We start from the raw sequence: 26304 nt of genomic DNA, 5'->3' as shown, positions 1-26304 counted from the left end.
ACATAAGCCTGCGACACGGGGGCGCAAGGGCTTCGGTCCAGGATGTTCGACTTTAACTTGGTACCGATGTCGTTTCTGTTGGCTCTCGCCGGCATAATGGCGGACCTCGTGAAGCACGCTTCGGGGGGAAGTGCGAACCTGCTGTACGAGCGGAGGTGATGGTCGCAAAGCAGTCGCGCGGTGCGCCAACGGCACTCCGCCGGAATGTCTGCTGATCGAAACGTTGTTCCTGGACCGCGCGGTGACATGAAATGAGGCTGCCTACGGCTCTGGTGTCGAAGCTGACGAAGCCGCCGTTTGGAAAGCCCGCCTTCAGCAAGTCTCCACTGTCCTCGGACCGCGAGAGGTCCTCCAACTGACCTGAGAATCATCCTGCTTAAGCCGCGTTTTCCGTGACGCGGCCGGCTTCTTGTTTGCCGATCCAGGTGGTCTTGATCAGTCCTTCTGCACAAACGTTCCTACATGTTCACCGCGCAGCGCTCGCTCTAGAAGCTCGGGCTTGAGCCCGTTGATGATCTGGAATTTCTTGACTTGGCGAGCGTTGGCGAGAAGATCAATCAGCACGCGGTCGAAGGGAAGCGTCGGCAGGTCGAGCGTTCTGAGTTCGGAGACCGTGATCTCGCTGATAAACTTGGCAGCTGGGTTGAGCTTTGGATCGGCGTCGTAAAGTCCATTCACGTCTTTGACAAGGGTATGTGTCGCGCAGCCATAGCACTCGGCTAACAGGAAAGTGCCGGCATCGGTCCGGTGTGGCGGGATGCGCCCGAAGCGGGGCGTTTGCTCCCAAATTGAGAACGGGGGATCCCCATTGCAGATCACTCCTGGGGCCGACCTGATAAAGAAGGGCAGCATGTGCCCGAGAATTTCGGGTGGAATAGCGACGACGCCGTACGGCGCTAGCAACGTACCGAGGAGGTGCGCATTTCCGAGCGCATCGATGATCCGAAGCTGGGCCAGCACGCCGGTCGGCAGGCCGAGATCCATGCCGATCGAAGTCACATGGCGGCTGCGGACGCCCCCGCCGGTGCCGATCACGAGTTTGAAGTTCTCAAGTATTCTGGCTAGAGATTCGACTAAAGGGTAAACGGCCCTCTTCCCTTGGTCGATGATGGAGCGTCCGCCAATCTTGATGACGTGGCAGAATGGCAGCATCGGCACGACTGGGGTCTCAGTGGATGACATGACCTGCTTGTCGAGCAGGCTCTCGCGCATCAGCATCGATTCGACGTGACGACGCTTGTCGATCGGGATTTCCCGACTCTCCGGGACTTGTTTGGTCATCGTGCAAACCTCCCTTCAAGCGGTAATCACGGTTCCGACTTGCTCGTCATTGAGTGCGCGCGTGAGATTGCCGCGCTTCAAGCCGTTGATGACCTGAACCGAGCGGCGGTTTTTGGCATTCTTCATGAGTTGGAATACGGTCCGCTCCAGCACCACGTCGACCAGATCAAGTGCAATGAGTTCGTCGACCGTAATTCTGGGAATGAACTTGGCCTTCGGATCCTTTTTGGGGTCCGCCGTGTAAAGGCCCTCTTCGTCCTTGACGTAGATCATTGAGCGGGCACCCAAGGTCTCGCTTATGAGGTAACATCCGGCGTCGGTCCGGTGCGGTGGAATGCGGCCGATCTGCGGGTTGGGCTGCCAATAGGCATACGGGGGCATACCGACGCAAACGCAAGCCTGGCGCTCGGCGAGGTAGAGTGGCATCTGGGCGAACTGAGCTGGCTCTATGAATGGAATTCCATGCTTGGCGAGGAGAAAGTGGATCATCTTTGCGTTCTGGATACTCACGAAGAACCCGAGCACGCTCAGCACTCCCGTCGGCATGCCCAAGTCGAGCCCCACGCTGTAGGCATGGCGGGCCCGGGTGCCGGCGCCAGTGCCGATGATCATCTGGTGCTTGGGAAGATTTTCGACGATCTCGTCGATGAGCGGAAACACAGCCTCACGACCGCGATCGATGAAGCTTTGTCCGCCAATCTTGATGACGTTCGCGTCCGGCAAGATCTGGATCACCGGCTGCTGATCGAGCCGCGCCATCTCCGCTTCGTCGGTGTCGCTGCCAACCACGAGCGCAGAGGTTAGTCGATCCAGGTTTTCGTTTTCCATCTTGCGTCTCCTGTCGCGAGGCCGCTCCTGTGCGAGGCCGCCATTTCGTAATCACCGTCCTGGTGCTGTCACGTTGGATCCGGCGAGTGGGGACTCCTGCCTTGGCGTGTCCCAGAGTTTGACGGTGCCGTCCATGGCGGCGGTCGCCACGATCTCTCCGTCATGCGAGAACGTTACGAAGTGGATGCGCCTGAGATGTCCCTTCAGCGCGGCCGTTTGTCGGCGGGTTGCGACATCCCAGAGGCGCACTGTGTTATCGAGGCCTGCGGATGCGAGCATTCTGCCGTCAGGCGCGAACGCGCAAAATCGGGCCCAGGCCATGTGGCCTTTGAATGGCGGCAACTCCCTGCGGGTCTCCACTTTGAAAAGCTGTACGTCTCGACTGGCACCGGCGGACGCCAGCAGCTTGCCATCCGGGGAGAAGGCCACCGAGTGGACCGGCCCGGTATGCACGTCGATGGTGGCGATTTCCTTGGTCGAGGAGACGTCCCAAAGCTTTATGGTGCCGTCGATGCTACCTGACGCGATCGTCCGGCTGTCGGGCGAGTATGCCAACGCCTTCACCCCGCCGGTGTGGCCGGTAAGCGTGGCGATCTCTCGGTGGCTGCTGACGTCCCAGAGCATGATGGTCTCGTCGTAGCCCCCAGAGATCGCCGTCTTTCCGTCGGGCGCGTAAGCCACGGCGCGGATGATGTTCGTATGGCCCGTGAGTGTGGCGATCTCCTTTCCAGACGGCAGCTCCCATAGCTTGGCGGTCCGGTCGTAGGATCCTGTCATGAGGATCTTGCCGTCAGGCGAGATGGCAAGCGTGACAACTGCGCCGCTGTGGCCGGCAAGGGTCCGGAGCTCGTTGCCCGTGGCGACATCCCACAGTTTGACGGTCTTGTCGTGGCTTGCTGAAGCGAGGACCCGATCGTCGGGCGAAAAAGCCACAGCGGTCACGAAAGAGTTGTGCCCTTTTAGCGATGCCCGTTCCTCACCCTTCGGTCCGGTCTCCTCAGGGGCGGGCTCGATGCCAGACCTCAACAATTGATCGACATCCCAAATCTTGGCGAGATGATCCATCGTCGCCGTCGCGAGGGTTTTGCCATCCGGCGAGAAGGCCACGCCTCGGACACGGTCACCGACCCCGCTCCATCGCACAACGAGATCCTCGCCAGTTGCGGCGTCCCAGATCCGCAGCGAATTGTCTACGCTTCCGGCGGCCACCAGCTTGCCGTCCGGTGAAAACGCGACGCAAAGAACCTCGCTTGTCGAGCCCTCAAGTATCGCCTTCTCCTTGCGCCGGGCGACGTCCCAAAGCCGCACCGTCGTGTCCATACTGCCGGTGACAAGCGTTTTGTCATCGGGCGAGAATGCAATGCCGCGGACACCATGCTCATGGCCTTGCAGCGTTGCGAGCTCTTGCCCTGTGGCGACATCCGACAGTTTGGCGGTGTAGTCGTTGCTGCCAGAGGCAAGAATCTTGCTGTCATGGCTGAATGCTAATGAGCGCACTGCGCCATCGTGCCGGAGCGTGGCGCGTTCCTCTCCAGTGGCTACGTGCCACAATTTGATTGTGTTGTCGTGACTGCCTGAGGCAACGGTTTTCCCGTCGGGCGCAAAAGCAAGGGACCGGATCATGTTGGTGTGGCCCCTGAACGTGGCCAGCTCGTGCCCGGAAGCCCAGTCCCAAAGCTTCACCGTGCTGTCGTAACTTCCCGTCGCCAGAGTTTTGCCGTCAGGTGAGAAACGGACCGCCTCGACCGTTGCTTCGTGCCCGCTGAGCGTGACGATCTCGGCGCCCGTCGCTGCATCCCAAATCTTCGCTGTCTTGTCGTAGCTGCCCGTGGCGACATACCGCCCATCGGGAGAATAGTCGATCGACGCAAGAGCCAGGGTGTGGCCTTTCAGCATGGCGCGGACCTGCGCAACGGCTGGTATGGCTGCCAAGGTCGTCGCGAAAACCAGCGCGAGCGCCGCTGCTCTTTGAAAGCACGGGATCGGCATTGGGCCTTCCTCCCATTATTGGCTCGGTTCAGCCGGCAATTCTGCTGAACGCAACAATCATCGCGAAGCCGTAGTGGTTCCGCCCTCACACTGAAATGGCTGTCGTATCGGCGCCATTTGCTTGAGGAAACGAGGCCCCTAGCGTCTGCCTATCGAAACCCACGGTCTTAATCACCGCGTAAACCGGCGTACCTGGCGTCAAACCAAGCGTCTCGACCGATCGCTGCGTCAGGCGCGCTAGGATCGCCCGCCCGCCGCAATCAAGACGCAGATCCAGGATGGGCCCGCGCCGCGGACCGAGCTCCGCAACGACACCGCGCAATACATTCAGCGCGCTGAGTCCCTCAGGGCTGCGCGTGCTGATCATTACGTCGCGAGCGCGGATGTGCACCCGGACCTTGCTGCCGGGAATGCGCTCGTTGAGACGCGGAACCCATAGCCGACCTCCGCCGAGGCCCAATTGGGTCAGGCCAAATTGCTCGTCGTGTTCGAGGATCTCCGCTTCGAGGACGGCCCCTGCCTCCACAAGGTTGGTGAACGGGACCAGATCCAGGCGCGCCATGATATCGGAGGTCGGTCCCTTCGCTACGACGAGACCATCGGCCATCACGACCATCGTGCTCGCCAGACGTGCAACTTCCGGCACCGAATGGCTGACATAGATGATGGGCACTTCGGTCTCGTCGCGCAGGCGCTCCAGATAAGGCAGGATCTCAGCCTTGCGCGCTTCGTCGAGTGAAGCGAGCGGCTCGTCCATCAGCAGCAGCCGTGGCGTGGCCAGCAAGGCCCGTCCTATCGCGACCCGTTGCTTCTCGCCGCCGGAAAGCGAGCCAGGACGACGATCGAGCAAATGGCCAATCCCGAGCAGCTCCACAATCGGCGCAAGCTGGCCTACGCGTTTGGCCTCGGGCGTGAACCACCATCCGTATAGGAGGTTCTGGCGCACGGTAAGGTGAGGGAATAGCCGCCCCTCTTGGAAAACATAGCCAACTCGGCGGCGATGCTTCGGCGCAAAGATCTTATGCTTTGTGTCGACGATCACGTCACCATCCAGCGAGATGTAGGCGCGGTCAGGACGGACAAGACCGCCAATGATGTTTACCAACGACGTCTTGCCGGAGCCTGACCGACCAAAGAGTGCCGTGATCCGCCCCTCGCTCACAAATTGGGCTTTGAGCTCGAACGAGCCGAGACGGTGCTGTACGTCGACTTGGATCATCCCTCCACTCCGATGCGCCGTCCGACGAAGTACCCGATAGCATCCGAGGTGAGCAGAGCGGACATCGAGACCACAATCGCAATCACCGTGAGGCGAAACGCGGCAATGTCAGCCCCCGGAACCTGTGTGAACGTGTAGATCGCCGAAGGAAGCGTCTGCGTTTCGCCCGGAATATTTGAAACGAAGGTGATGGTCGCGCCGAACTCTCCCATGCCGCGCGCGAATGAAAGAATTGTGCCAGCGATGATGCCCGGCAAAATGAGCGGCAAGGTCACAGTCACGAAGACCCAGACGGGATTGGCGCCGAGCGTTCCGGCCGCGTCCTCAAGCCTGCGATCAATCGAGTCTATGGACAATTGCAACGCTCGGACCAAGAGTGGAAATCCCATCACGGCGCAAGCGAGCGCTGCGCCGGTCCACCGAAAAGCAAAGACTATTCCGAGGTTGTCCGCGAGGAAGGCGCCGAGCGGTCCTCGCCGGCCAAACAAGAGAAGCAGGATATAGCCTGTCACGACGGGCGGAAGGACCAGAGGCAGAAACACAACTCCGTTCAGGATCGACTTGCCCCAGAATTTTCCCCGAGACAGCAACATTGCTACGACAAGCCCTGGCGGCAGGCTCGCCACGGTTGCCCAAAGAGAAACCCGTATGCTTAGTTCGACGGCGGCTTGTTCCTCGGGCGTTAGTGTGAACATGGCTGGCCTCAGTTCAGCGTCGTGAATCCCTGCTTTTCAAGTATGGTGCGCGCGTCCGGCGTCTTGAGCATATCGATGAAGGCACCCGCGGCCGGTTTCTTCGAACTGGCTGTGACCGCGATCGGATAAGCAATGCGCGGGTGCATGTTCTCCGGGAAGGTCCCCACGCGCGACACGTTTGAGTCCGACGCTGCATCGGATTGGTAGACGATGCCGAGCGGGGCTTCGCCCCGCGAGACCATGAGCAGCGCGGCACGGACGTTTTCGGCTTGGGCGATGCGGCTCTTGACCGACTCCCAGACGCCGAGCGCCTCGAGCGCAGCCCGACCGTATTTACCGGCCGGGACCGCGTTTGTGTTTGCCATCGCCAGACGTCCCTGTCCGAGAAGCGACAACAAGGGAAACCCGGGCGCGATATTCACTTGGAGATCGGCGCCTTTTGACGAAATAAGCACGAGGCGGTTGCCAACCAGATCCGAACGCGTCTCCGGCCTGATCAGCTTGCGTTCAGCGAGGTAGTCCATCCAATCCTCATCCGCGGAGATGAAGACGTCGGCTGGCGCTCCCTGCTCGATCTGCTTGGCGAGCGCGGAGCTCGCAGCGTAGGAGATTACGGCTTGTTTGCCCGTGCGCTCATGCCATTGGGCGTTGATCTCATCGAGGGCAGTTTTTAGGCTCGCCGCAGCGAAGACGAGCACATCTGGCCGCTCGGCCCGAGCGAGTCGGGTGTTGCCAGTATAAAGCAGGGCAAGCAGGGCTGCGCAGACGAAAACTAACGGGACGCTTCGGACCATCGCCCAGGAGCGTTTGGACCCCCGGGACGCGGCTTGCCGGCGTGCATGTTCAGGCATTCTGACATGGATGTTAAGCACGGACCCTCCAGCCGGAATGCTCTCGTTTTGCGACAGCGTCCCTGAGTAACTTTCACCAAAGCTAAACGTTGCAGACGCAAGAGGCTCCCGAACTCATTCAGGGAGACCGTGAATGGCCAAGGCTTCGAAGAGCTCGATTGCCCACCCTGGGCTACCGGCGAGCACCGCATATCGAGTGATCGGCGCAGACGGTGTCGAGCGGAACATGTCAGACTTGTCAGACTGGATCGGGGCCATCCGCTCCGGCGCGGTCGAACCCCGATCGTTATTCCTGGACCAGGCAACGCAGCGCTGGCGGCCGGTGTCGGACCTGGAGATTTTTGACGAAGCCATGCAAGCCGAGGAAGTGAGCAAGGCTCGCCACCAAAGCAACGGCTCGAAAGCGCAGAACGGCCCGTCAGCAATTCAGGGTTTAGGCTGCGGACCAGAAGATTCGGCGAAACGAAAGCGGCGCTCCGCACTAGTCTGGGCAATCGCGGCTACAGTCGCACTCATTGCGTTCACGGTTTGGCTCGCGGGAGCTTCTCTGGCGACCGCCGTACAAACGCTTATTCGCCAAGTACCGGACCCGGTCCGAACTGGCGGAGCGGCCGTCGTCTTCGTCATTCTAGCCGAGGAGTTCTATTGGTTCTCGTTGATGATATTTGGGGTACGAAGTACGGGCTTCGCTCGGCGCTTTGCGGTGCTGGTTCCATCACTGCTAACTGCCTGCGTCCTGCTCTATGCGGCGTTCGCGTTCTTTGCGGCTGAGGCTTTTGACCTCAGTCTTCGATTCTTCGCGACATACGCTGCTTTTGCTGGCGCAGCCTACGCGGGGTCTCTCCTGCTCTGGTCCATCCTTCTGCTGCGGGGGCCGGACGCGACACCTGCCAAAAAGGCGCTTGCCAGCATTGTCGCGTCAATAATGCTGGCCGGCACGTTCTACATGGCGGTCACCCCGTCCGTGCGATAGGGAGACAAAACGCTTCGGCCGCAGGACCGCAGATGAGCTCCTGCCGTGTTCCTACTTAATAGCCCCAACGCCAACCAGGATGACGCCAACGCCAGCCGGGATAACGGTGCCGTCCCCCCGGATAAGTGTACGGTTGAGCGTAAGCATACCGCCCACGCCAGCCAGGATGGTGCCTCCATCCGGGATAGTACTGCGCTTGGGTGAGAAACCCCTGCGGCTGCGCCAGCCGAGCTGGGCCGATGGCAGCTTTGCTATCGCTGAGGGCAAGCGAGGCGAAGAAGACGCCTGAGGCGAGGATGACAAGCATACGCATAAGAGACCTCCTCGATGGAAATGGAGCCTCCGGGGATAACGCTTGAAAGGCACGTCAGGCTCATGGCGCGATCTTTTTGCCAATCCTCTCAGACAGGCTTACACTATGCGCAAGTGGATGATCCCCCATGTTGAATGCAGTTCGTGCCGGGGGCGTTCTTTTGTTCATGGCCGCCGCGGCCTTCTGGTACGCATATGACCAGGCCGAGGCTACCCGCGCTCGCGACGACGCGGATGTAGCAACCACCTATCGTGGCGGGGGCGGCGGGGGTGGAGGCCGCGGCAGACACCGCCTCAGCGGGCCGGTCGATGTCGTAACGGCTCCAGTGGTCCGTCAGGACATCCCGGTCAATGTCGAGGGCATTGGAACTGTTGAAGCGTTCAACACCGTCACTGTAAGGGCGAGGGTCGACGGTCTACTTCAGAAAGTTGAATTCACGGAAGGTCAAGAGGTAAAGACCGACGATCCGCTGGCCCAGATCGACCCGCGCCCCTATGAGGCCAGGCTCAGCCAGGTCCAGGGCATAAAGGCGAAGGACGAAGCACAACTGGCCAACGCGAAGCTCGATCTTGATCGCGCTGTGAAGCTTGGCCAGTTTGCGACGCAACAGACTGTGGACACCCAGCGGGCGCTGGTCCGGCAGCTGGAAGCGGCTCTGCGGACGGACCAGGCGAACATCGACGCAGCCGCCCTGGAACTCGAATACACCAGCATCCGGGCGCCGATTTCCGGGCGCACGGGAGTACGGCTCATTGACGCGGGGAATTTTGTTCGCGCGCGGGAGTCGGGTGGAATTGTCATCATCACGCAATTGGAACCGATCTCCGTCGCCTTTTCCCTGCCGCAGCAGCATCTCGAGACGGTGAACCATGCGCTCGCCAAAGGGAAAGTCGCGGTGGCGGCGCTCGATGCAGACGGGAAGAGATTGTGGGAAGAGGGTGTCCTTGCGGTTCTCGATAATCGCATCGATTCTCAGACCGGCACGATCAGACTCAAGGCCACGTTTGCCAACACCGAGCGCAAGCTTTGGCCGGGGCAGTTCGTCAACGTTCGTGTAAGGCTCGATACCGTCAAGGACGGCACCGTCGTGCCCAGCGCGGCCGTTCAGCGTAATTCAAGCGGCACGTTTGCTTACGTGGTCGATCCCGAGAACCGGGTCGAGATGCGGCCGATCCGCGTCGGCCAAATCGATGGCAATGTGGCGCTGGTCGAATCCGGCCTCGAACCCGGTCAGAAAGTCGTTGTCACCAGCCAGGAGCAACTGCGGCCGGGCGCGAGTGTGAACCCGACTGAGGCTACGGCTGACGCCGAAGGCGGCACCTCCGCCCCACAGATCACGTCCCCTATGCGTCCACCGGAAGTAGCGCCGAATCGGCGGCATCGGCGGCCGCCATGAGCATATCAGCACCCTTCATCGCCCGTCCGGTCGCGACCTCATTGATAAGTGTCGCGATACTTGTTGCCGGGGCGCTTGGATTTCGCTTGCTTCCGGTCTCCTCGTTGCCCGAAATCGACTTTCCTACGGTCCAAGTCTCGACCCAGCTTCCCGGTGCGGGCCCGGACACAACTGCATCGCTGGTAACGACGCCGCTCGAGCAGCAGTTGGGACAGATCGCAGGTCTGTCGCTGATGACGTCGACAAGTTCGTTTGGAATCAGCGTGATCACCATGCAATTCGTCCTTGACCGGGACATTGACTCGATTGGGCAGGACGTACAGGCCGCCATCAACGCAGCAGCGGCTTCGCTGCCAAGCGGCCTTCCATACCCGCCAGTGTACAAAAAGGTGAATCCGGCGGACCAGCCGATCCTCATCCTGGCCCTTACGTCCGACACGCAGCCAATCACGAAAGTCCAGGATATCGCCGATACGGTGCTGGCGCAGAAGCTGAGCGAAGTAACTGGCGTCGGGGCGGTGATGATCCAGGGTGGGCAGAAACCTGCGGTGCGGATCCAGGTCAACCCAGTCCAACTCGCGGGATATGATCTAAGCCTCGAACAGGTCCGCACGGCCCTAGGCCGCACGAATGTCGATCAGCCCAAGGGCAGCTTCGACGGTCCCCACCAAGCATTCATGATCGGGGCTAATGACCAAGTTTTGGCACCTGAGGCCTATGCAAATGTGATCATTGCGTACCGAAACGGAGCTCCGGTCCGCGTGGCCGACGTCGGTACTGCGGTCCAAGGAGCGGAGAATGCGAAAGTCGGTGCGTGGTTCAACGGTCGACCAGCCGTCGTCCTCGACATCCAGCGCCAGCCTGGGAGCAACATCATCCAGACGGTTAACCGGATGCACGAGCTTCTGCCGCGGCTGCGTGCGGCCCTGCCGCCAGGGATCCGGCTGACGATCCTGAGCGATCGCACGGAGACCATCCGGGCCAGCATAGCCGATGTCGAGTTCACCCTGATGCTCACCGTTGGGCTGGTCGTGCTCGCGATCTTCCTGTTCCTTCGCCGTTTTTGGGCGACGCTCATCCCGAGCGTCGTGATCCCGCTTTCGATCATCGGTACGTTTGGCGTTATGTATTTGGCGGGATTCAGTCTCGACAACCTCTCCCTCATGGCGCTCACCGTCGCGACCGGTTTCCTCGTGGACGACGCCATCGTCATGATCGAGAACATCGTGCGCCACATCGAGGCTGGAGAGGCACCGCTGGCAGCCGCCTACGAGGGCGCCCGTCAGATTGGGTTCACTATCATCTCGCTCACGGTCTCGATTATTGCGGTGTTCATCCCGCTGCTGTTTATGCAGGGAATCGTCGGGCGACTATTCCGGGAGTTCTCGCTGACACTGTCCGTCACCATCATTGTGTCGGCTATCATATCGCTGACGCTCACCCCAATGATGTGCGGGCACCTCTTGCGGAAAGAGCAGGAGCAGCGCAGCAACGCGTTCCTGCGCGCCTCTGAGCGAGCGTTCGCAACGAGTCTGACACTCTACGAACGGAGTCTCGCATGGGTCATGCGACAAAAAGCGGCCACTCTCGCGGTCGCATTAGCGACACTGGTCGCAACCGTCGCGCTGTACGTGCTGGTCCCTAAGGGCTTTTTGCCCGTCCAGGACACTGGCGTGATCGTTGCGACGACCGATGCGGAGCCCGGAATTTCGTTTCACAAGATGGTGCGGCTGCAGGCGAAGGCTGCCGAGATCGCCGGCCGTGATCCGGATGTCGGCGGCGTCGATTCATTCGTGGGCGTCGGACTTGTCAATTCGACACCGAACACTGGGCGTATGACCATTGTGCTCAAACGACGCGATCAGCGGACCGACATGGCCAGCGAAATCGCGCGGCGGCTCGATTCCGCTTTGGCCGAAGTGCAGGGCCTCTCGGTCTACCTCCAGCCCGCGCCAGAAATTCAGATCGGGACGCGCACCAGCCGGACGCAGTACCAATACATCATGGTCGACGCGAACCCCGAGGAGTTGGCCGAGTGGGCACAGCGGTTGCTCGAAAAACTGCGCTCGACGCCGCTACTCCACAACGTAGCGAGCGATCAACAGACGGGCGGCCTCGCGGCCGACGTGGTTATCGATCGCGACAAGGCCGGTCGCCTTGGAGTGCTTCCGCAGACAATTGACGACACGCTTTACGATTCCTTCGGGCAACGGCAAGTCTCAACCATCTACACGCAGCAGAACCAATATCACGTCGTATTAGAGGTGGCGCCGGACTTCCAGCTCGACCCGGCTGACGTTGGACGCCTTTACGTGCCATCCAGCCAAGGCGCGCAGGTTCCACTCGAAAGCTTCGCTACGATAAGGCTCGGTAACGCCCCGCTTGCGATTACACATCAAGGCCTTTTTTCGTCGGTTACGCTCTCCTTCGATCCGGCCCCGGGCGTTTCACTCGGACGAGCGGTGCAGACCTTGCGTGAAGCCGAGCAGGCGATTGGCATGCCCGATTCCGTCATCGGATCGTTCTCCGGTGAGGCCGCCGAGTTCCAGGCCTCCCTCGTCAGCGAGATTTGGCTCATACTCGCCGCCGTGGTCGCCGTCTATATCGTGCTCGGCGTGCTCTATGAGAGCACCATTCACCCGATTACGATTCTATCGACTTTGCCTTCCGCGGGAATCGGCGCCTTGATCGCGATTATGATCACAGGCAACGACCTGTCGCTGATTGGGGTGATCGCTATCGTTCTCCTCATCGGGATTGTTAAGAAGAACGCGATCATCATGATCGATTTCGCTTTGGACGCCGAGCGGACGCGAGGGCTGCGCCCGGAACAAGCGATCTTCGAGGCCTCGCTCAAGCGCTTCCGCCCAATCATGATGACGACGATGGCGGCCCTTCTTGGATCCATTCCTCTCGCGCTCGGCGCCGGTCCAGGATCAGAGCTGCGTCGCCCATTCGGCATTGCCATCATCGGTGGGCTGCTGCTCAGCCAATTCCTGACGCTCTACACGACCCCGGTGATCTACGTTGCGCTCGACCGAGTCCGAGCGCTGCTTCGCTATCGTATGCGAATGAGGCTGGGGGCTGCGGAATGAGGTAGCCGCGAGTCACAACGATCGGAGGCCATGGTGGGCTATCTTGAAACGTGCCTGCGGCGACCTGTCGGTGTCAGCCTGCTGATGCTGGCGCTTCTGATGGCCGGTGCACTGGCGTTTCGCGTCCTGCCTGTGGCGTCACTACCGCAGGTGGATTATCCGACCATCATGGTAACGGCGGAGCTTCCGGGCGCCGAACCGCAAACGATGGCCACCGCCGTCGCCGCGCCGCTGGAGCGGCGGATCGGACAAATCGCCGGCATCACCGAACTCACCAGCACGAGTCTTCTCGGCATCGCCACCGTCGTCGTCCAGTTCGAGCTTAACCGCCCGATCAACGCAGCGGCTCGCGACGTGCAAGCAGCCATTAATGCGGCAGCACCTGATCTTCCGGCGGGAATGTCGCACCCGCCAACCTGGCGCAAGAACAATCCGTCAGCGGCGCCGGTCCTGATCTTGGCGCTGACATCCACGTCGCTTCCATCCGGCGTAGTCTACGAGGCGGCGGAAACGATCCTGGCGCAACAGCTCTCTCAGATGGAGGGCGTCGGTCAGGTCACGGTCAACGGCTCCGAGAAGCCCGCGGTGCGCGTCCAGGTCAACCCAGCTGCGCTTGCATCGATGGGACTCGGTCTTGAGGATGTGCGGGCCGCCTTGAACGCCGTCAACGCAGCAGGGCCCAAGGGACGCGTGGATGCAACGGACGGCTCTTATGTCATCCGCGTCAACGACCAGATGCGCTGGGCCAACGAATACAGGTCAGTGATCGTCACCACCCGGCACGGCACTCCGATCCGGCTCGATGCGGTCGCATCGGTCATCGATAGTGTCGAGAACGTCCGCACCTCGGGGTGGTTCAATAATCAGCCCGCCGTGCTTGTCTTCGTGTTCAGGGAGGTCAATGCCAACGTAATCGAGACGGTGGATCGTATCCACGAGCTCCTCCCCACGCTGCGGGCCTGGCTTCCACCGGCCGTTGACCTGTCGGTGATGAGCGATCGAACGGAGACCATCCGTGCCAGCGTGCACGAGATTGAACTTTGCCTCGTGATCAGCCTTGGACTTATCGTCACTACGGTATTCCTGTTCTTGCGACGGCTCTGGGCCACCATGGCCGCAGCGATTACCATCCCGCTGTCGATTGCCGGTACCTTCGGTGTGATGTACCTGTTCGGGTACACCATCGACAACATGTCTCTGATGGCACTTACGGTTGCAACTGGCTTCATTGTCGATGACGCCATCGTGGTGCTCGAAGCGATCAGCCGCCGTATGGGAAGCCGCGAGTCGCCGTTCCAGGCAGCTTGGCAAGCCGCTCGCCAGATCGGTTTCACTGTCGCTTCGATCAGCGTGTCCCTGATCGCCGCCTTGATCCCCCTCTTGTTTATGGGGGGCATAATCGGGCGGCTGTTCCGCGAGTTTGCCGTCACGTTAGCGCTGGCCATTGCGGTCTCCGCGATCGTGTCCCTGACATTGATCCCGGTGATGGGTGCCTATCTGGGCCATACCCGCAGAGGCAGAGAGAAACCCCCGTTGGAGTTCATTTTCCAGAAGCTGCTCGCCGGATACGAAGCCGCACTGGTAGTCGTCCTTCGCCATCGCGGCGCCACTCTGACTATGATGGGAGCGAGCATCCTCGCCACCGTCGTCCTCTGGATCGAGGTTCCAAAGGGATTTTTCCCCCAGCAGGACACGGGCGCCATTGTTGCCATCGCTGAAGCGCCGATGACTGTTTCGTTCCAAGCCATGACTCGGCGGGTGCAGGCCCTTATGAGCATCCTTCTCAATGATGCGGCTGTGGCGAGGGTGGGGAGCTACACCGGTCAATCAGGCGCCACTTCGAACCAGGCCCGCATCTTTATCGCCTTAAAGCCGCTTGCCGAGCGCGGCCTCGACACCGACCGTGTCATTGCTCGGCTGCGCCGAGCGACGCGCGAGGTGCAGGGAGTTGCCCTCTACATGGTGCCCGTCCAGGAAGTGCGTGTCGGCGGCCGCATCTCCAAAGCGCAATATCAATACAGCATTACAGGTCCGGATCTGGGTGAGTTGGAGACATGGGCAGGACGGCTCGTGGAGCGTCTGAAGGACTTTCCCGATCTTCGCGACGTAACTACCGATCTCGAGCTAGGCGCCTTGCAGGCGATGCTCGTCATCGACCGCGACGCGGCCGGGCGGCTCCAGGTGGCACCGAACGATATCGATCAGACGCTTTATGATGCTTTCGGCCAGCGTCTGGTGTCCTCAATCTATGCTCCCCATTACACCTATCACGTCGTCCTTGAGGCCTCCCCAGAGTTGCAGGAGGACCCGTCCTCGTTGGCGAAAGTGTACGTCGCTGGGCCAGGGGGGAAGCAAGTCCCACTGGGGAACGTCGTGCGGGTCGAGCACGCCATTCAAATGAGTGCTGTCGCCCATCAAGGACAAGCTCCTGCCGTGACGCTGACGTTCTCGATGCGACCCGGTCTACCAATCCAGCGGGGTACTGAGATCGTCGAGCGCGAGATGCGCGAACTCGGCGCGCCAAGCCATGTTCGGGGGAGTTTTCAAGGCAATGCACGGGCGTTCACGGAGTCGCTCGCCACCCAGCCCATGCTGATCGCAGTGGCGCTTTTCGCCGTGTACGTGGTGCTCGGCGTTCTTTACGAGAGCACAATCCATCCCGTGACGATCCTGTCGACCCTCCCGTCAGCCGGGGTCGGCGCCATCCTGGCGCTCTGGGCGATTGGGCGCCCGCTCGATCTGATTGGCATGATCGGAATCATTCTGCTCATTGGCATCGTCAAGAAGAACGCGATCATGTTGATCGATTTTGCGCTCGTCGCCGAGCGCGAGCACGGCCGTTCGCCCGAGCAGGCGATCTTCGAGGCCTGTCGTCTGAGATTTCGCCCCATCCTGATGACCACCATCGCGGCGATTCTTGGGGCGGTGCCTCTGGCGGTTGGGCTGGGCGTCGGCTCTGAGCTTCGACAGCCGCTCGGTATCTCGATCATCGGCGGGCTGCTGGTGAGCCAGGTATTGACGTTGTTCACCACTCCCGTTGTGTATTTGGCACTCGACCGTCTGCGGTCCGATGTCGAAAGGAGTAGCTTTGAACACCCGTCCTCGCGCACCCGCACCGAGGCGGGCGGAGCGGGAGATATCGCGGCCGGGTAATGGGTAACGCACATAGAAGCGGTCCCGACTAAGCGTGATCCAGCGCATCGTTCATTGCTATCGGTGCCTTGGCAAAGGAGTGGTCCTGTGAGCGAGATACAGCACGAGACCCGCACCACCGCCGTGTTGAAGGTCTCATACCTCCTCGCGGTGACGATGATCGCGTTCGCTGTGCCGGCGCTCTCGCTGACCGAGCCGGCGCGCTGGCTTGTCATTCCCGGCCTTGCAGGCATTCAGGCCATCATTCTCTTGGCTTGCCGAGTCGGTCTGCGAGATGTCACACGCATGGCCTTGCGGCTGAAGTGGCTGTTCGTCTTTCTGATCGGCATGTATGCCCTGCTGCCGCCCGAGAGCCCTTCCGCAAACGACGTACTAATGGAGTGGCCCGTTCCATGGGTTGGCTGGTCGCTAACGATCAATGTGAGCGGGCTTGAGAAGGCGGCGCTCATGTGCCTCCAGATCGTGACTGTCCTGCTGGCATCGGCTGTCGTGCGCTTGACCGGGACCGGCCGCGACTTGGTCGATGGCCTGCATGCATTCCGATTGCCGCCGCTGTTCGTGCATGCGCTCGACCGGACTCTTGCTCTCCTCGAAGGCACGCACGGAACGGGGCGTGGCGGCAGCCGCGCACGCGGCCGCACGTCCAGGTTCGGAGTTTTTGTTCTTTTGCGGCAGGTTTTGCGAGGCGACATTGGAGCGTTTGCCGACGTCATCCGACAGAATATCGCACTTGCGGAAAGCCGTGCCGCGGCCGATGCCGACCCGCGGGTTCGAGGTCACCTTGCTCATGATGTCGCGGTCATTACCGGAATCGCGCTGTGCATGGCGTCACTCAAGATGCTCAAGGTCCTGCCGGGTCTGCCGTTCGCGTCCGGGCACAAAACATTCCTATTGTTTCCGCTGTATGTTCTCGCCGCGCGCCTGACGCGGTCCCGGTGGGGCGCCACCGCGGCGGGTTCGATCATGGGCGTGATCGGCTTCCTCCAAGGTGACGGCCGGTTCGGTGTTCTGGAAATATTCAAGCACGTCGCACCGGGGCTCGTCATCGACGTTGGCGAGCCGTTGGTGCGGCGATGGCCGCCGTGGGCTCTCGGCTATTGCGTGCTTGGGTTCTTCGCGGCCATCGCCCGCACCGCGACCGAATTTGTCATCGTGCTGCTGCTCGGTGCGCGGGCAGAGATCTACCTCTTTCCCGCCGTCAAGCTGGTGCCGAATCTGATCGCCGGGGTGCTCAGCGGTTTCGTGTCGGTGATTGTCCTGCGTGTCGTTGCCGAGTCGAGCTCGAGGTCTTCCAGCGAAGCTGCTGTACAGCCGCCCAGCAACGAACTGGGTCAACGGCCAGCTAGCGAGCAGCATCAACCGGAAAAGGGGGACGCTGCTTCGGCCGGCAGCGGAACATCACCTCGCCACGGACGTGGCATTAGGCGCATGCAGAACCCCGAACGTAGTGGCGTCGATCGACCGAAGACCTGAGCAATCCGTCTTCAAACTCGCTTCTGGCGTTGCGCTACAGCGACCCGCGCCTCGCTAACGCGGCCTTGCATCCTTCTGACAACTCATTTGGGTTCAGGTCCTGCAGACAGCGGCCAGCTCGCGCTTCGCCGCGGCAAAATTTCTCGATCTCAGTGGCACAAGCGTTCCGAACCGGACCCTGGCCGCGAACTGCATCGCCAGGGGCTTTGCCGCGCTGATCTTGACAGGCTGCACCTTGGACGCAGCTGATCAAAAGCAGCATGCTCAAAACGGTGCGTCCCATGACTCATTCTCGCGTCGGGCGACCTGAAGGATCGAGCCAAGCATTGCGCGCGGCTCAGTGCTTACCGCCTCCGGTCGATGGAGTCCTTGCCGCTGCGAAGGCGCTGGGGGGCAGCACAGGCAGTTCGCGAAAGTTGTCCGGTAACTGGCCGGTTAGGCTCTCCAAGAAAGCTACGATGTCCTCAATATCTTGCTGAGCAAAATCCTTTCCCAGCTGCACCTTGGCCATAATTCGCACAGCTTCCGGCAGAGTGTTGATCGCTCCGTCGTGGAAGTAAGGCGGCGTCATTGCCACATTGCGCAGGCTGGGCACCTTGAACACGTACATGTCCGCGTCATCGTGGGTAACGTCGAAGCGCCCCTTGTCGATCTCGGTGCTTCCGGTTTCTTTCCAGTAATCTTCGACGACCCCAAACTTCTGGAACATGCTGCCCCCGACCCCTGGGCCGTTGTGACAGGCTGCGCAGCCAGCCTCCAGGAACGTTCTCAACCCGCGGCGTTCGGGGCTAGAGAGAACCTCGGCATTGCCCGAAAGATATTGATCGAAACGAGACGGAGTAGTCAGCGTGCGCTCGTAGCTGCCGATTGCCTTGCCCCAATTCTCCGGCGTCACAGGATCCTGCTCGCCCGGGAACGCCTTGGCGAACAATTCCAAATAGCTGGGAATCGCCTTTATATTTCTTATCGCGGAGTCGTAGTCGGGATTGCCGAAGCTTGTCGGACCAATTAACGCTTGCGTTGCCTGGTCTTCGACGTTTTTCCGGTCGCCGCGCCAGTGCGCATTAAACTGCAGGGCGGCGTTAAGCACAGTTGGCGCATTGCGCGGGTTGATTGCGTCTCTCGCGCCGTGAGGTTTGTTGAGCCCATCGGTTCCATAGAGAAACGGCTCATGACAGCGAGCGCAGCTCGCAGTGCCATCTGCCGAAGCACGGGAATCAAAGAACAGCATACCACCCAATTCGACGCGCTCGGGTGTAATCGGGAACTCCGGCGTCGCCATGTCCTTCGGCAATGGTTGAAAGGCCTGCTGTGCGTCGGCCAGCAACCGGGAATCATCTGCCGCACCGTTCACGGCCAAGCTCAACGCGAAGAGGCTCGCTACCGAACCCGCTGCGATCAACGCTGCCGCGCTCCAACGAGAGCGGGATGGCGCACTTGCGCTCATTCGTCCCTCCCTCACGCCTGGACAACAAATGCACGGTTCCAAAATAGGTTCCAGCGACGCGCGTCGACATCAGCGCCTGCAGGTCCCGATAGCCTGAACTGACGAACCCGGAGAGCCGATGCAGACCGGCCAAAATTGCGAGTTTGCACGCGCTCCGAAATCCGGATCCTTGCACGCCTCGCGGCGACAGTAGGGATCCACTTCTGCTTGCTCGCATCTTCTTGAACGTCGCCGCCACAGAGGCGCGTGATCGCGCCGTTCACACGGCGATGCCGCCAACGACCGTTGCAAGCTCGAGGTGATAGTACAACACGTGCATCGCCGTCATTTGGCTTGAGCTTGCGCAGATGAACTCGGTCCAAATGCCCGCAGACGACGTAAGCGGGTCGATCGTCATTGAGCGCAAACCAGACTACGTCCTTTTTTGGTCTCGGGGTTCGGCTCGGGTGCATACTCGCCGAAGCTGTTGAACGGCACGAGGCATCGGTTCTCAGCCTTCAGCCAATCGCGCACGCCAGTGCGGCGAAGAGGTGTTGCGGACGGTGCGTGGCGGCGGTGGCATGCCCCAGCGCATCAGCATCATGTCGGGCTGCTCTCAGCGTCTTGATTTTGTTGCAAAATAAGTCATTACGCATGCGCTATGCAGCTGCACACCAGCGGATCCTACATGCATACCCTCAAGGGCACCGCTCAGGACATGTTCAGCCTCGGCGTGCGCCCATGAGTGCCGCTACGGTGCTCTAACATTCAAACCAGGACTGCCCCATGGGGCCGATCACATCGTGTCCTTAACTGTCGGGAACTTAGGGGCCAATTCGGAGTTTCCATGAGTTTCCCATCTGGAGGAGTGTCATGCGAAGAACGATTCTGGCTTTATCAGTCATTTTTTTCGCACCGACGGCAGTGATGGCGTTGACGGCCGGCCGAGAGCAGGTCGGAGACCCTGAATTAGGAGCTGCTGGGACCGCCATCCAAAAACTTCAAATCGCTCCCGGCCACGTCGCCGCAAGCGGCAACGGAGACTTCCTGGAGGGCAATTTGATCCTTGCCAAGGGCGACAAGTCTGGAACCGGTCCTGGTCGTGGCGGCCACAAGGGCGCCAAGAAGGGTGAGCACAAGGGCGGCCAGAAGCACGGTAAATCCTGAGCGTGTTTTCTAAGTCGCTTGTATTGCGCGGCCACAAGCTTCGCGGCCCGCAGACCTTGAGCGGCCACACGCCACCGCCGACACGGCGCCCGTGTCCGTGCTGTACGCACCATTGCGGATCAGATGAGCTGGGTCGTCGGCAAAGACCCTGGGCACGGGCTGCGGGTTGCCGACGCAGCGATTGACCACCCGGAACAGCGCGATGATGATCCTCGCGACCCGTTAACGCCTCAACGGCCCGCCACGTTGCCCCGCGCCCATTGGAACGGAAGCAGCAAGATCAGATAGCGTCGCTTTCGATTTCCGCGGTCACATTTGTGAATCACACTCGCCCTGAGTCGCGGGTTTTATTCGTCGCGTCCCGTAGCTTGACCAAATCTCAATGGCGACAGCCGGCGATGAAAGCACGGGCCGCGTTGAAGAAGTGGCGACAACGTCTTCGACGAGGCCAGGATCCTGTGATCAAGTGTCATCTTTGCGAGACCACGGCACGTTGCTTCGATGCCCCGCATCCCATACAACCAGCAGGGCACCCAGACAGGCGAACGCGAGAAGAATCATGAGCGTCATCATGGTTCTATGCGTGAGCTCATTGCGATTTCTTCCGACCCAATCGCCCGCAGTCACGAACGGCACGGCCTTTTCCGCCTTGGCGCCTTCGTGGCGGCCCGAGCCAGCCTGCGATTGGATCGAGCGCGCATCGAACCAACCTCAAGTTCGATGTCCAAGGCGCGCGTTGGACGTATACCGGTCCAGCCGGCGTTACGATCTGACCTTGTGGTCTATGTACTGGCTGACCACTCCCGATGATGGTCCCAGTTCGACTGTGATAGCCGACGGGCATGGACTTCCACTCCACGGCCTCACGTCCTATCTCACCGAACGCGCCGCACTGGGTGCTGTTGCTGCCGACACTCCTCAAAGCCACCGTCAGCACGCCACGAACCCTCATGCCGCAGCTCCGAGCCAAAATTCACCCGGTCTTCCAATAAAGACCGGTACAAAGGGCAAACCGAATTCCTGCCCAGCCTCACAGCGCAATCCGGGCTACGTCGGGCAAAACACCGGCATGATGCCATGGTCCAGACTTACCAAAAAACTCGCCAGCCTTGCCGATGCAAGGCGGGCCCTACGCCGCGCTCATTGCCCAGGTACGCTCCAGAAGAAGCCGCATCAACTCATGGGCTGGCTGGGGCCGGCTGATCAGATAGCCCTGCATCTCGGTGCAACCAAGCTCGGTCACCTTGCGCCACTGATCATCCGTCTCCACACCTTCCGCGACGGTCGTCATGCCAAGCCGCTGCGCCATCATCGTGACGGCTTGCACAATCGTGACGCAGTCTTCCTTTTCGAAGATGTGGTCGATGAAAGACTTGTCGATTTTGATCTTGTCGAACGGGAAGGTGCGCAAGTAGCTCAGGCTCGAATAGCCGGTCCCGAAATCGTCCATGGCGAGGCGGACGCCGAACTCGCGCAGCTGATGCAGGGTCGCAATCGTGTCGGACGTATCCTGCATGAGAACGGATTCGGTCACCTCCAGTTCGAGCCGGTCGGGCGCAAGCCCCGAAGCTGCCAGCGCCGCCGCGACCTGCAAAACCAGAGCCTGACCTGCGCAGAGGAAAGGTTGACGGCGACGGCGATGCCGTGCGGCCAGCTGGCAGCGGCCATGCAGGCCAGCCGCAGCGGCCACTGTCCGAGTGCTCCGATCAGGCCACATTCCTCAGCAACCGGGATGAACTCGGCCGGTGACACGATTCCGCGGGTGGGATGATGCCAGCGCAGCAGCGCTTCGCAGCATGTCACCTCCCCGCTCTCCAGGTCGACCAATCGGCTGGTAGTAGAGCTCGAACTGCTGCTCTGCGAGGGCGATCCTCAGGTCGGCCTCGATCTGGTGGCGGGCCTTAACGCGAGCATCGAGCGCGTCCTCGTAGAAGTGATACGAGCCGCGTCCACTCGCCTTCGCCGCGTACAGCGCAAGGTCTGCGTTCCTGACGAGTTGCTCTTGGTCGGCCGCGTCCTCGGGCGCAATCGCGATGCCGATGCTCACCGCGACGGCCATCTGATGGCCGCTTAACAGGAATGGCGGCTTGAGAGCCGCGCCCAGGCGCGCGGCAAGCTCGGCCGCGTCGGAGGGACGGTGCAGAAGGCTCTGCAACACCGCGAACTCGTCGCCGCCGAGCCGCGCGATCACATCGGTGTCCCGGACGCAATGGCGCAGGCGGTCCGCGGCCTGGCGCAAGAGTTCGTCGCCGGTCGAATGGCCGAGCGTGTCGTTGACGCGCTTGAAATGGTCGAGATCAAGATAGAGTAGCGCGACCTTCTCGCCACGGCTGACGCGAGCCAGCACCCGCTCGAGTTCGATCGCGAACAGCGCGCGATTGGGCAGGCCCGTGAGAGTATTCGTGATGAGCCAGGTGCTGAATTTGCTCCTTGCCGCGGTCGCGTGCGATCTCGGCCCGGCGCATATCGCGATAGAAAAGGGCGGAGCCGAACATCAAGGCAATCAAGGACGCGCCACCGCTGAGCAGTAGGTACTGGCTTGCGCGCTTCGATTCGGCCTGCATCCGGTCCAACTCTGAAGCGACCCGCGCGTTTGTCAGGTTGACGACACTGTTCATATGGTTAGTAATCCGCACGTAGCTGCTGCCGGCCTTCAGCATTTCGACCGGCGCAAGCCGGACGTTCACCGTGCATAGATCCACAACGGAGAACAGCGATGCCCGGTACAGCGCGAGCTCGCGGGCCGCTGCGGCATAGACCGGGAGCGCCTGCTCGTCGTTCTGGAACGAAGCCTGCAGCTCGCCATATTGCTTGACAATGGCCCGTGCCGTATCGATTGCGAACCGGCCGCGCTCGAACACCGCCTCTTCGTCGAACCTGCGCTCGATCGCCCCTGCTAACAGGTCCGAGAGCTGCACCTGGTTCTCCGAGAGAGAGAGCATCAGGCGGCCGACCTTCTCAAGCCGCGTGATCTGCTCCTGCTTGATCTCCTGGATAACCAATTCCTGATGCGAGAACGCGCGCAGAAACTCGGTACACACTGCGAGCAGAACGGTCACGGCCAAAGCCGAGCTGCCGATCAGCCGTGCGCGGAGGGTGCTGAATCCAATACTCACGATCGCACCGCGTGAGTGCGATATCGGAGTTCGTCAACGTCACTCAAGGGCAGCAGGCTCGAACTCCGCCGGATCGATCGAGCCGGCGAGCGCAAACGCGCCATGTCCATCGGGCTGAAAGATCAGCGCGCCGCCCTCATATTTTGGCCAGAGGCCGGCCGCTTCCTTCAGATTCGTGGTGTGGCCGACGAGAACGGTATTGCTGCCGAGCGGCGGCGGCGTTGCGAGCATCCTTCTGAGCTCGTTGGCGACCTCGCCTAAATCTTCCTTCGGCAGGGCCAATGTATAGACCAGTGCGCGTGGGGTCGTCTGCTCGATGCCCGGAAAGGCGAGCGAACCCGTTTCGGCGGCGCGGCAAATCGGGCTGGCGAAAACCTGGTCGACTAGGATTCCTGCCGCCTTGAATGCGAGCCCGATCGTGCGCGCGTGTGCACGGCCGGCATCCGAGAGCGGGCGCTGCTTTGCACAATCATTCAAATCGATCGGGTCGGTGTCACTGCGTGAAGTGTCGGTCTGATCGTGCCGGAGATAGATAACATATCCGCCGGCCTTGAGCGCCTTGAGCATAGCCTGACCGCCAAGTTCCGCCGCGAGGCAAGTCGCGCTGAACCCGGAGAGAGAATCAAAGTCGCAATTGCAAGCACCAGCCACCGCATCTGCAATCCTCGGCGCAGAGGAGTCGGTCCCGGGTCGCGCAGCACGATGCAACGACGTTAGGCGGCCATTAACCTCAGTCGGTCGCAGCCCGCATGGGCGATTGTACAAAATCGAACACAAAACCCATAACGCACCGACGGCTGCTTCAAGCAGCGGGTTTTTGGCCATAGAGACTTTCAAGACGAGCCGGTTAAGCGCCGAGAGATTGCATGAGGATCACCTCGCGGACCTCGTCGCGCTCCACCTCGATCCCGAGGTGTCGCGCTATATCGGCGGCGCGCGCTCGGCCGAGAGGACGGAGGCTTCTCTCGCCGTCAACATGGCCCATTGGGATCAGCACGGCTTAGCGCGCCCCACAGCTGCAGTCGGGACTCTGACACCGTCTGCGCGACACGAAACGAAGGCAACCACATAGTTCAGGCAGCGGTCTCGACTGCAGCAGCCAGGGCGCGAGGATGGCTCGCCCGCCCGCGTTCATCGAGCTCGATCTGTGCCCCTGAGGATCTGCGACGCCTCGCCCATTCGGAAATCAACTCGGCGCAGGTATGGTCGAGATAGGCGAGCCGGCCGGCCTCGAGCCGCAGCTTCGCAGTGTTCGGCAACTGGTCGAGCGCCTCGGACAGCCTCGGCAGATGCAGGAAGGTGGCGGCGCCTGCCAACCGCACAGTCACTTCGCCTGGCCCCGCGGCATGTCGACGGATGATGAGGTAGGGCCGTCGGATGAACGGCACGAGTTCGAGTGCAGCAACCGCAAGCCCAACCAGAACGCCCTTCAGGAGATCGGTCGCGACGATCGTCACAAAGGTCGCTGCCCAGATCGCCACCGGCAGGGTGCCGTATCGCATGAACAGCTCCCGCGCGTGGCGCAAGCCCACCAGACGCCAGCCGGTCACCACCAGAATGCCGGCGAGCGAGGCGGTCGGGACCTGACGGAGCAGCCACGGCGCTGCAAAGATCAGCGCAAGCAACCAGACGCCGTGCAGCACGGCTGACAGGCGCGAGGCCGCACCGGCCTGGACGTTCGCCGAACTGCGCACGATCACACCCGTCATTGGCAATGCGCCGGCGAGGCCGCACAATGTATTGCCGACGCCCTGTGCCCACAGTTCGCGATCGTAGTTGGTCCGCGCGCCCTGATGCATCCGATCGACCGCGGCCGCCGACAGCAGCGACTCCGCGCTCGCTATCACGGCGATGGTCAGTACCGCGACGATGATACCGGGCTCCGCGAGCTTCGCCAGATCATTGACGCCAGGCGGCGCCAGCACGGACATGGCCGATTCGGGAAGGTCGATCCGCTTCACGTCCAGGTCGAGGAGTGCGGCTAAAAGCGTGGCGGCGACTACGCCCAGAAGCGCGCCGGGCACAGGCCGCAATCGCGCCGGCCGCAATTTCTCCCAGCCCAGCATGAAGACGATCGTCGTCGCGCCGATCAGCAGCGCGGATGCGCCGCTCACACTCTTAAGGCTCGCCACATCCGCGAATGCAGCCGGAATGGCAATGAAGTTGACGATTGCGCTGGGCTGAGGCTCGTTGCCGAAGACCACCTGCAGCTGCGCCAGCACGATCAACACGCCGATGCCCGCGAGCATGCCGTGAACGACCGCGGGCGAGATCGCCCGAAACCACTGGCCGAGCTTCAACAGGCCTGCGGCGACCTGCAGCAGGCCGGCAGCGATCAGGATCGGGCCTAGCATTGTGAGTCCCTGGGTCCGCACGATCTCGAAAACGATCACGGCGAGCCCTGCGGCCGGACCGCTCACTTGCAGCGGCGAGCCGCCGAGAAGCCCGACAACGATGCCGCCGATGACGCCGGTGACGAGCCCCTTTTCCGCCGGGACGCCCGAGGCAATGGCAATGCCCATGCACAAGGGCAGTGCGACGAGGAAGACGACGATGGACGCCGACAGGTCGGCACCCAGGGACGAGGAAACAATACGCTTCATGATGTCTGCCTCATTCCGCCGCTACGGCCGGCGGCGCGATGTCGGCGAGGTGACGCGGGGGCTGTTGCGCCGTTGACGGACCGATCTCGTCGCCGATCGGAGCAAACTTCGCTTGCACGCCGTTGTAGGCGAGGATTTCGCCGGTCTCGAGCTCGAAGAACCAGCCGTGCAGACATAGTTTGCCCGCGGCCATTTTCGCGGCGACGGAAGGGTGGGTGCGCAGATGATTGAGCTGCGCCACCACGTTCTCGAGCGCGAGGGCACGCGCGACCTGATCGTCGGCAAGTCCGTTCGGGTAGGTTTCGCGGACGACGCATTGGGCGGCGTGGCTGTGGCGCAGCCAGGCGCTGACATTGGGCATCTCGGCGAGAGCCTCGGGGCGCAGCAGGCCCTTCATCGCCCCGCAATCGGAGTGGCCGCATACGACGATGTCGCGGACGCCAAGCGCTATGACGGCATATTCGATGGCGGAGGACACGCCGCCATTCGCCTGTGCGAACGGCGGCACGATGTTGCCGGCGTTTCGGCACACGAACAACTCGCCGGGTTCGCTCTGGGTGATCAGTTCCGGCACGACCCGGGAGTCGGCACAGGAGATCATCAGGGCTCTGGGCTTCTGGCCATCCCGTGCGAGCTTGCGGTAGAGCGCCTGCTTATCCGGAAAGACTTCACAACGAAAGCGCATCACGCCGCGAAAGACGTCGTTCATCTACTGCTCCTGTCAGG

19 protein-coding genes and 3 pseudogenes are annotated in these 26304 nt (G+C 61.4%); 7 read left to right on the top strand and 15 right to left on the bottom strand.

Features of this window, described 5'->3' with window-relative positions:
• Positions 1-435 precede the first annotated feature (435 nt).
• The 6 genes from IVA82_RS04075 to modA form a co-directional block, all read right to left on the bottom strand.
• A complete protein-coding gene (locus IVA82_RS04075; protein WP_247384824.1) occupies positions 436-1281 on the bottom strand; it encodes a hypothetical protein in 846 nt (281 codons plus the stop codon).
• A gap of 15 nt (positions 1282-1296) precedes the next feature.
• Positions 1297-2109 carry a uridine kinase gene (locus tag IVA82_RS04070; RefSeq protein WP_247384823.1) on the bottom strand — a complete coding sequence of 271 codons (813 nt, stop codon included), beginning with the start codon at positions 2107-2109 and terminating at the stop codon, positions 1297-1299.
• A 51-nt stretch (positions 2110-2160) separates the two neighbouring features.
• Complete coding sequence (locus IVA82_RS04065; protein ID WP_247384822.1) at positions 2161-4098, bottom strand: WD40 repeat domain-containing protein; 1938 nt, start codon at positions 4096-4098, stop codon at positions 2161-2163.
• Between the two features lie 85 nt (positions 4099-4183).
• On the bottom strand, positions 4184-5317 hold the full coding sequence (modC, locus tag IVA82_RS04060; protein ID WP_247384821.1) for a molybdenum ABC transporter ATP-binding protein: 1134 nt from the start codon (positions 5315-5317) through the stop codon (positions 4184-4186).
• Positions 5314-6012 (bottom strand): molybdate ABC transporter permease subunit, encoded by a 699-nt coding sequence (modB, locus tag IVA82_RS04055; protein ID WP_247384820.1) that lies wholly within the window; start codon positions 6010-6012, stop codon positions 5314-5316. Before modB ends, modC begins: the two co-directional genes overlap by 4 nt.
• Before the next feature lie 8 nt (positions 6013-6020).
• The gene (gene modA, locus IVA82_RS04050; protein WP_247493166.1) at positions 6021-6806 is read right to left on the bottom strand and encodes a molybdate ABC transporter substrate-binding protein; all 786 of its coding nucleotides are present in this window, start codon (positions 6804-6806) and stop codon (positions 6021-6023) included.
• A 190-nt stretch (positions 6807-6996) separates the two neighbouring features.
• On the opposite strand from modA, the gene IVA82_RS04045 reads away from it, so the two are divergent.
• The 5 genes from IVA82_RS04045 to IVA82_RS04025 all read left to right on the top strand — a co-directional run bounded on the left by IVA82_RS04045 (position 6997) and on the right by IVA82_RS04025 (position 17266).
• Positions 6997-7836, top strand: a complete 840-nt coding sequence (locus IVA82_RS04045; protein WP_247384818.1) for a hypothetical protein — start codon at positions 6997-6999, stop codon at positions 7834-7836.
• A 440-nt stretch (positions 7837-8276) separates the two neighbouring features.
• A complete protein-coding gene (locus tag IVA82_RS04040) occupies positions 8277-9545 on the top strand; it encodes an efflux RND transporter periplasmic adaptor subunit (protein ID WP_247384817.1) in 1269 nt (422 codons plus the stop codon).
• Positions 9542-12640 carry an efflux RND transporter permease subunit gene (locus IVA82_RS04035; RefSeq protein WP_247384816.1) on the top strand — a complete coding sequence of 1033 codons (3099 nt, stop codon included), beginning with the start codon at positions 9542-9544 and terminating at the stop codon, positions 12638-12640. Before IVA82_RS04040 ends, IVA82_RS04035 begins: the two co-directional genes overlap by 4 nt.
• Positions 12641-12670: 30 nt before the next feature.
• The gene (locus IVA82_RS04030; RefSeq protein ID WP_247384815.1) at positions 12671-15793 is read left to right on the top strand and encodes an efflux RND transporter permease subunit; all 3123 of its coding nucleotides are present in this window, start codon (positions 12671-12673) and stop codon (positions 15791-15793) included.
• 150 nt (positions 15794-15943) lie between these two features.
• Entirely contained in the window at positions 15944-17266 is a 1323-nt protein-coding gene (locus tag IVA82_RS04025) for an energy-coupling factor transporter transmembrane component T (protein ID WP_247493165.1), read from the top strand.
• Between the two features lie 337 nt (positions 17267-17603).
• Here IVA82_RS04025 and IVA82_RS04020 read toward each other — a convergent pair whose 3' ends face one another.
• Positions 17604-18713 (bottom strand): cytochrome c peroxidase, encoded by a 1110-nt coding sequence (locus IVA82_RS04020; RefSeq protein WP_247384812.1) that lies wholly within the window; start codon positions 18711-18713, stop codon positions 17604-17606.
• Positions 18714-19062: 349 nt separating this feature from the next.
• Positions 19063-19299: pseudogene (locus tag IVA82_RS04015) on the bottom strand (SOS response-associated peptidase); the annotation flags it as partial.
• 266 nt (positions 19300-19565) lie between these two features.
• On the opposite strand from IVA82_RS04015, the gene IVA82_RS04010 reads away from it, so the two are divergent.
• The gene (locus IVA82_RS04010; protein ID WP_247384810.1) at positions 19566-19859 is read left to right on the top strand and encodes a hypothetical protein; all 294 of its coding nucleotides are present in this window, start codon (positions 19566-19568) and stop codon (positions 19857-19859) included.
• 105 nt (positions 19860-19964) lie between these two features.
• Here IVA82_RS04010 and IVA82_RS04005 read toward each other — a convergent pair.
• The 5 genes and pseudogenes from IVA82_RS04005 to IVA82_RS03985 all read right to left on the bottom strand — a co-directional run.
• A pseudogene (locus IVA82_RS04005) lies at positions 19965-20069 on the bottom strand (SOS response-associated peptidase); the annotation flags it as partial.
• Between the two features lie 919 nt (positions 20070-20988).
• The gene (locus IVA82_RS04000) at positions 20989-21549 is read right to left on the bottom strand and encodes an EAL domain-containing protein (protein ID WP_247384809.1); all 561 of its coding nucleotides are present in this window, start codon (positions 21547-21549) and stop codon (positions 20989-20991) included.
• A gap of 30 nt (positions 21550-21579) precedes the next feature.
• Entirely contained in the window at positions 21580-22206 is a 627-nt protein-coding gene (locus IVA82_RS03995) for a GGDEF domain-containing protein (protein ID WP_247384808.1), read from the bottom strand.
• Positions 22157-22975, bottom strand: coding sequence for a hypothetical protein (locus IVA82_RS03990; RefSeq protein ID WP_247384807.1), 819 nt, complete (start codon positions 22973-22975; stop codon positions 22157-22159). The genes IVA82_RS03995 and IVA82_RS03990 overlap by 50 nt, the downstream gene beginning before the upstream one ends.
• Positions 22976-23014: 39 nt before the next feature.
• Positions 23015-23542 (bottom strand): hypothetical protein, encoded by a 528-nt coding sequence (locus tag IVA82_RS03985; protein WP_247384806.1) that lies wholly within the window; start codon positions 23540-23542, stop codon positions 23015-23017.
• 256 nt (positions 23543-23798) lie between these two features.
• Between IVA82_RS03985 and IVA82_RS03980 the strand changes: the two are divergent.
• A pseudogene (locus tag IVA82_RS03980) lies at positions 23799-23975 on the top strand (N-acetyltransferase); the annotation flags it as partial.
• Positions 23976-24048: 73 nt separating this feature from the next.
• Here the strand turns inward: IVA82_RS03980 and IVA82_RS03975 are convergent.
• Positions 24049-25578, bottom strand: a complete 1530-nt coding sequence (locus IVA82_RS03975) for a SulP family inorganic anion transporter (RefSeq protein WP_247384805.1) — start codon at positions 25576-25578, stop codon at positions 24049-24051.
• Between the two features lie 10 nt (positions 25579-25588).
• A complete protein-coding gene (locus IVA82_RS03970; RefSeq protein WP_247384804.1) occupies positions 25589-26287 on the bottom strand; it encodes a carbonic anhydrase in 699 nt (232 codons plus the stop codon).
• Positions 26288-26304: the final 17 nt, after the last annotated feature.

This window comes from Bradyrhizobium sp. 142 (genome assembly GCF_023074015.1).
Lineage (GTDB): Bacteria > Pseudomonadota > Alphaproteobacteria > Rhizobiales > Xanthobacteraceae > Bradyrhizobium.
The sequence above is the reverse complement of the archived record's forward strand: the minus strand, read 5'-3'. Positions and strand labels throughout refer to the sequence as shown.

Coding starts and splice junctions, on each gene's coding strand:
- IVA82_RS04075 (WP_247384824.1), bottom strand. CDS start 1,281: ATGACCAAACAAGTCCCGGAGAGTCGGGAAATCCCGATCGACAAGCGT.
- IVA82_RS04070 (WP_247384823.1), bottom strand. CDS start 2,109: ATGGAAAACGAAAACCTGGATCGACTAACCTCTGCGCTCGTGGTTGGC.
- IVA82_RS04065 (WP_247384822.1), bottom strand. CDS start 4,098: ATGCCGATCCCGTGCTTTCAAAGAGCAGCGGCGCTCGCGCTGGTTTTC.
- modC (WP_247384821.1), bottom strand. CDS start 5,317: ATGATCCAAGTCGACGTACAGCACCGTCTCGGCTCGTTCGAGCTCAAA.
- modB (WP_247384820.1), bottom strand. CDS start 6,012: ATGTTCACACTAACGCCCGAGGAACAAGCCGCCGTCGAACTAAGCATA.
- modA (WP_247493166.1), bottom strand. CDS start 6,806: ATGGTCCGAAGCGTCCCGTTAGTTTTCGTCTGCGCAGCCCTGCTTGCC.
- IVA82_RS04045 (WP_247384818.1), top strand. CDS start 6,997: ATGGCCAAGGCTTCGAAGAGCTCGATTGCCCACCCTGGGCTACCGGCG.
- IVA82_RS04040 (WP_247384817.1), top strand. CDS start 8,277: ATGTTGAATGCAGTTCGTGCCGGGGGCGTTCTTTTGTTCATGGCCGCC.
- IVA82_RS04035 (WP_247384816.1), top strand. CDS start 9,542: ATGAGCATATCAGCACCCTTCATCGCCCGTCCGGTCGCGACCTCATTG.
- IVA82_RS04030 (WP_247384815.1), top strand. CDS start 12,671: ATGGTGGGCTATCTTGAAACGTGCCTGCGGCGACCTGTCGGTGTCAGC.
- IVA82_RS04020 (WP_247384812.1), bottom strand. CDS start 18,713: ATGAGCGCAAGTGCGCCATCCCGCTCTCGTTGGAGCGCGGCAGCGTTG.
- IVA82_RS04010 (WP_247384810.1), top strand. CDS start 19,566: ATGCGAAGAACGATTCTGGCTTTATCAGTCATTTTTTTCGCACCGACG.
- IVA82_RS03985 (WP_247384806.1), bottom strand. CDS start 23,542: ATGCTCAAGGCGCTCAAGGCCGGCGGATATGTTATCTATCTCCGGCAC.
- IVA82_RS03975 (WP_247384805.1), bottom strand. CDS start 25,578: ATGAAGCGTATTGTTTCCTCGTCCCTGGGTGCCGACCTGTCGGCGTCC.
- IVA82_RS03970 (WP_247384804.1), bottom strand. CDS start 26,287: ATGAACGACGTCTTTCGCGGCGTGATGCGCTTTCGTTGTGAAGTCTTT.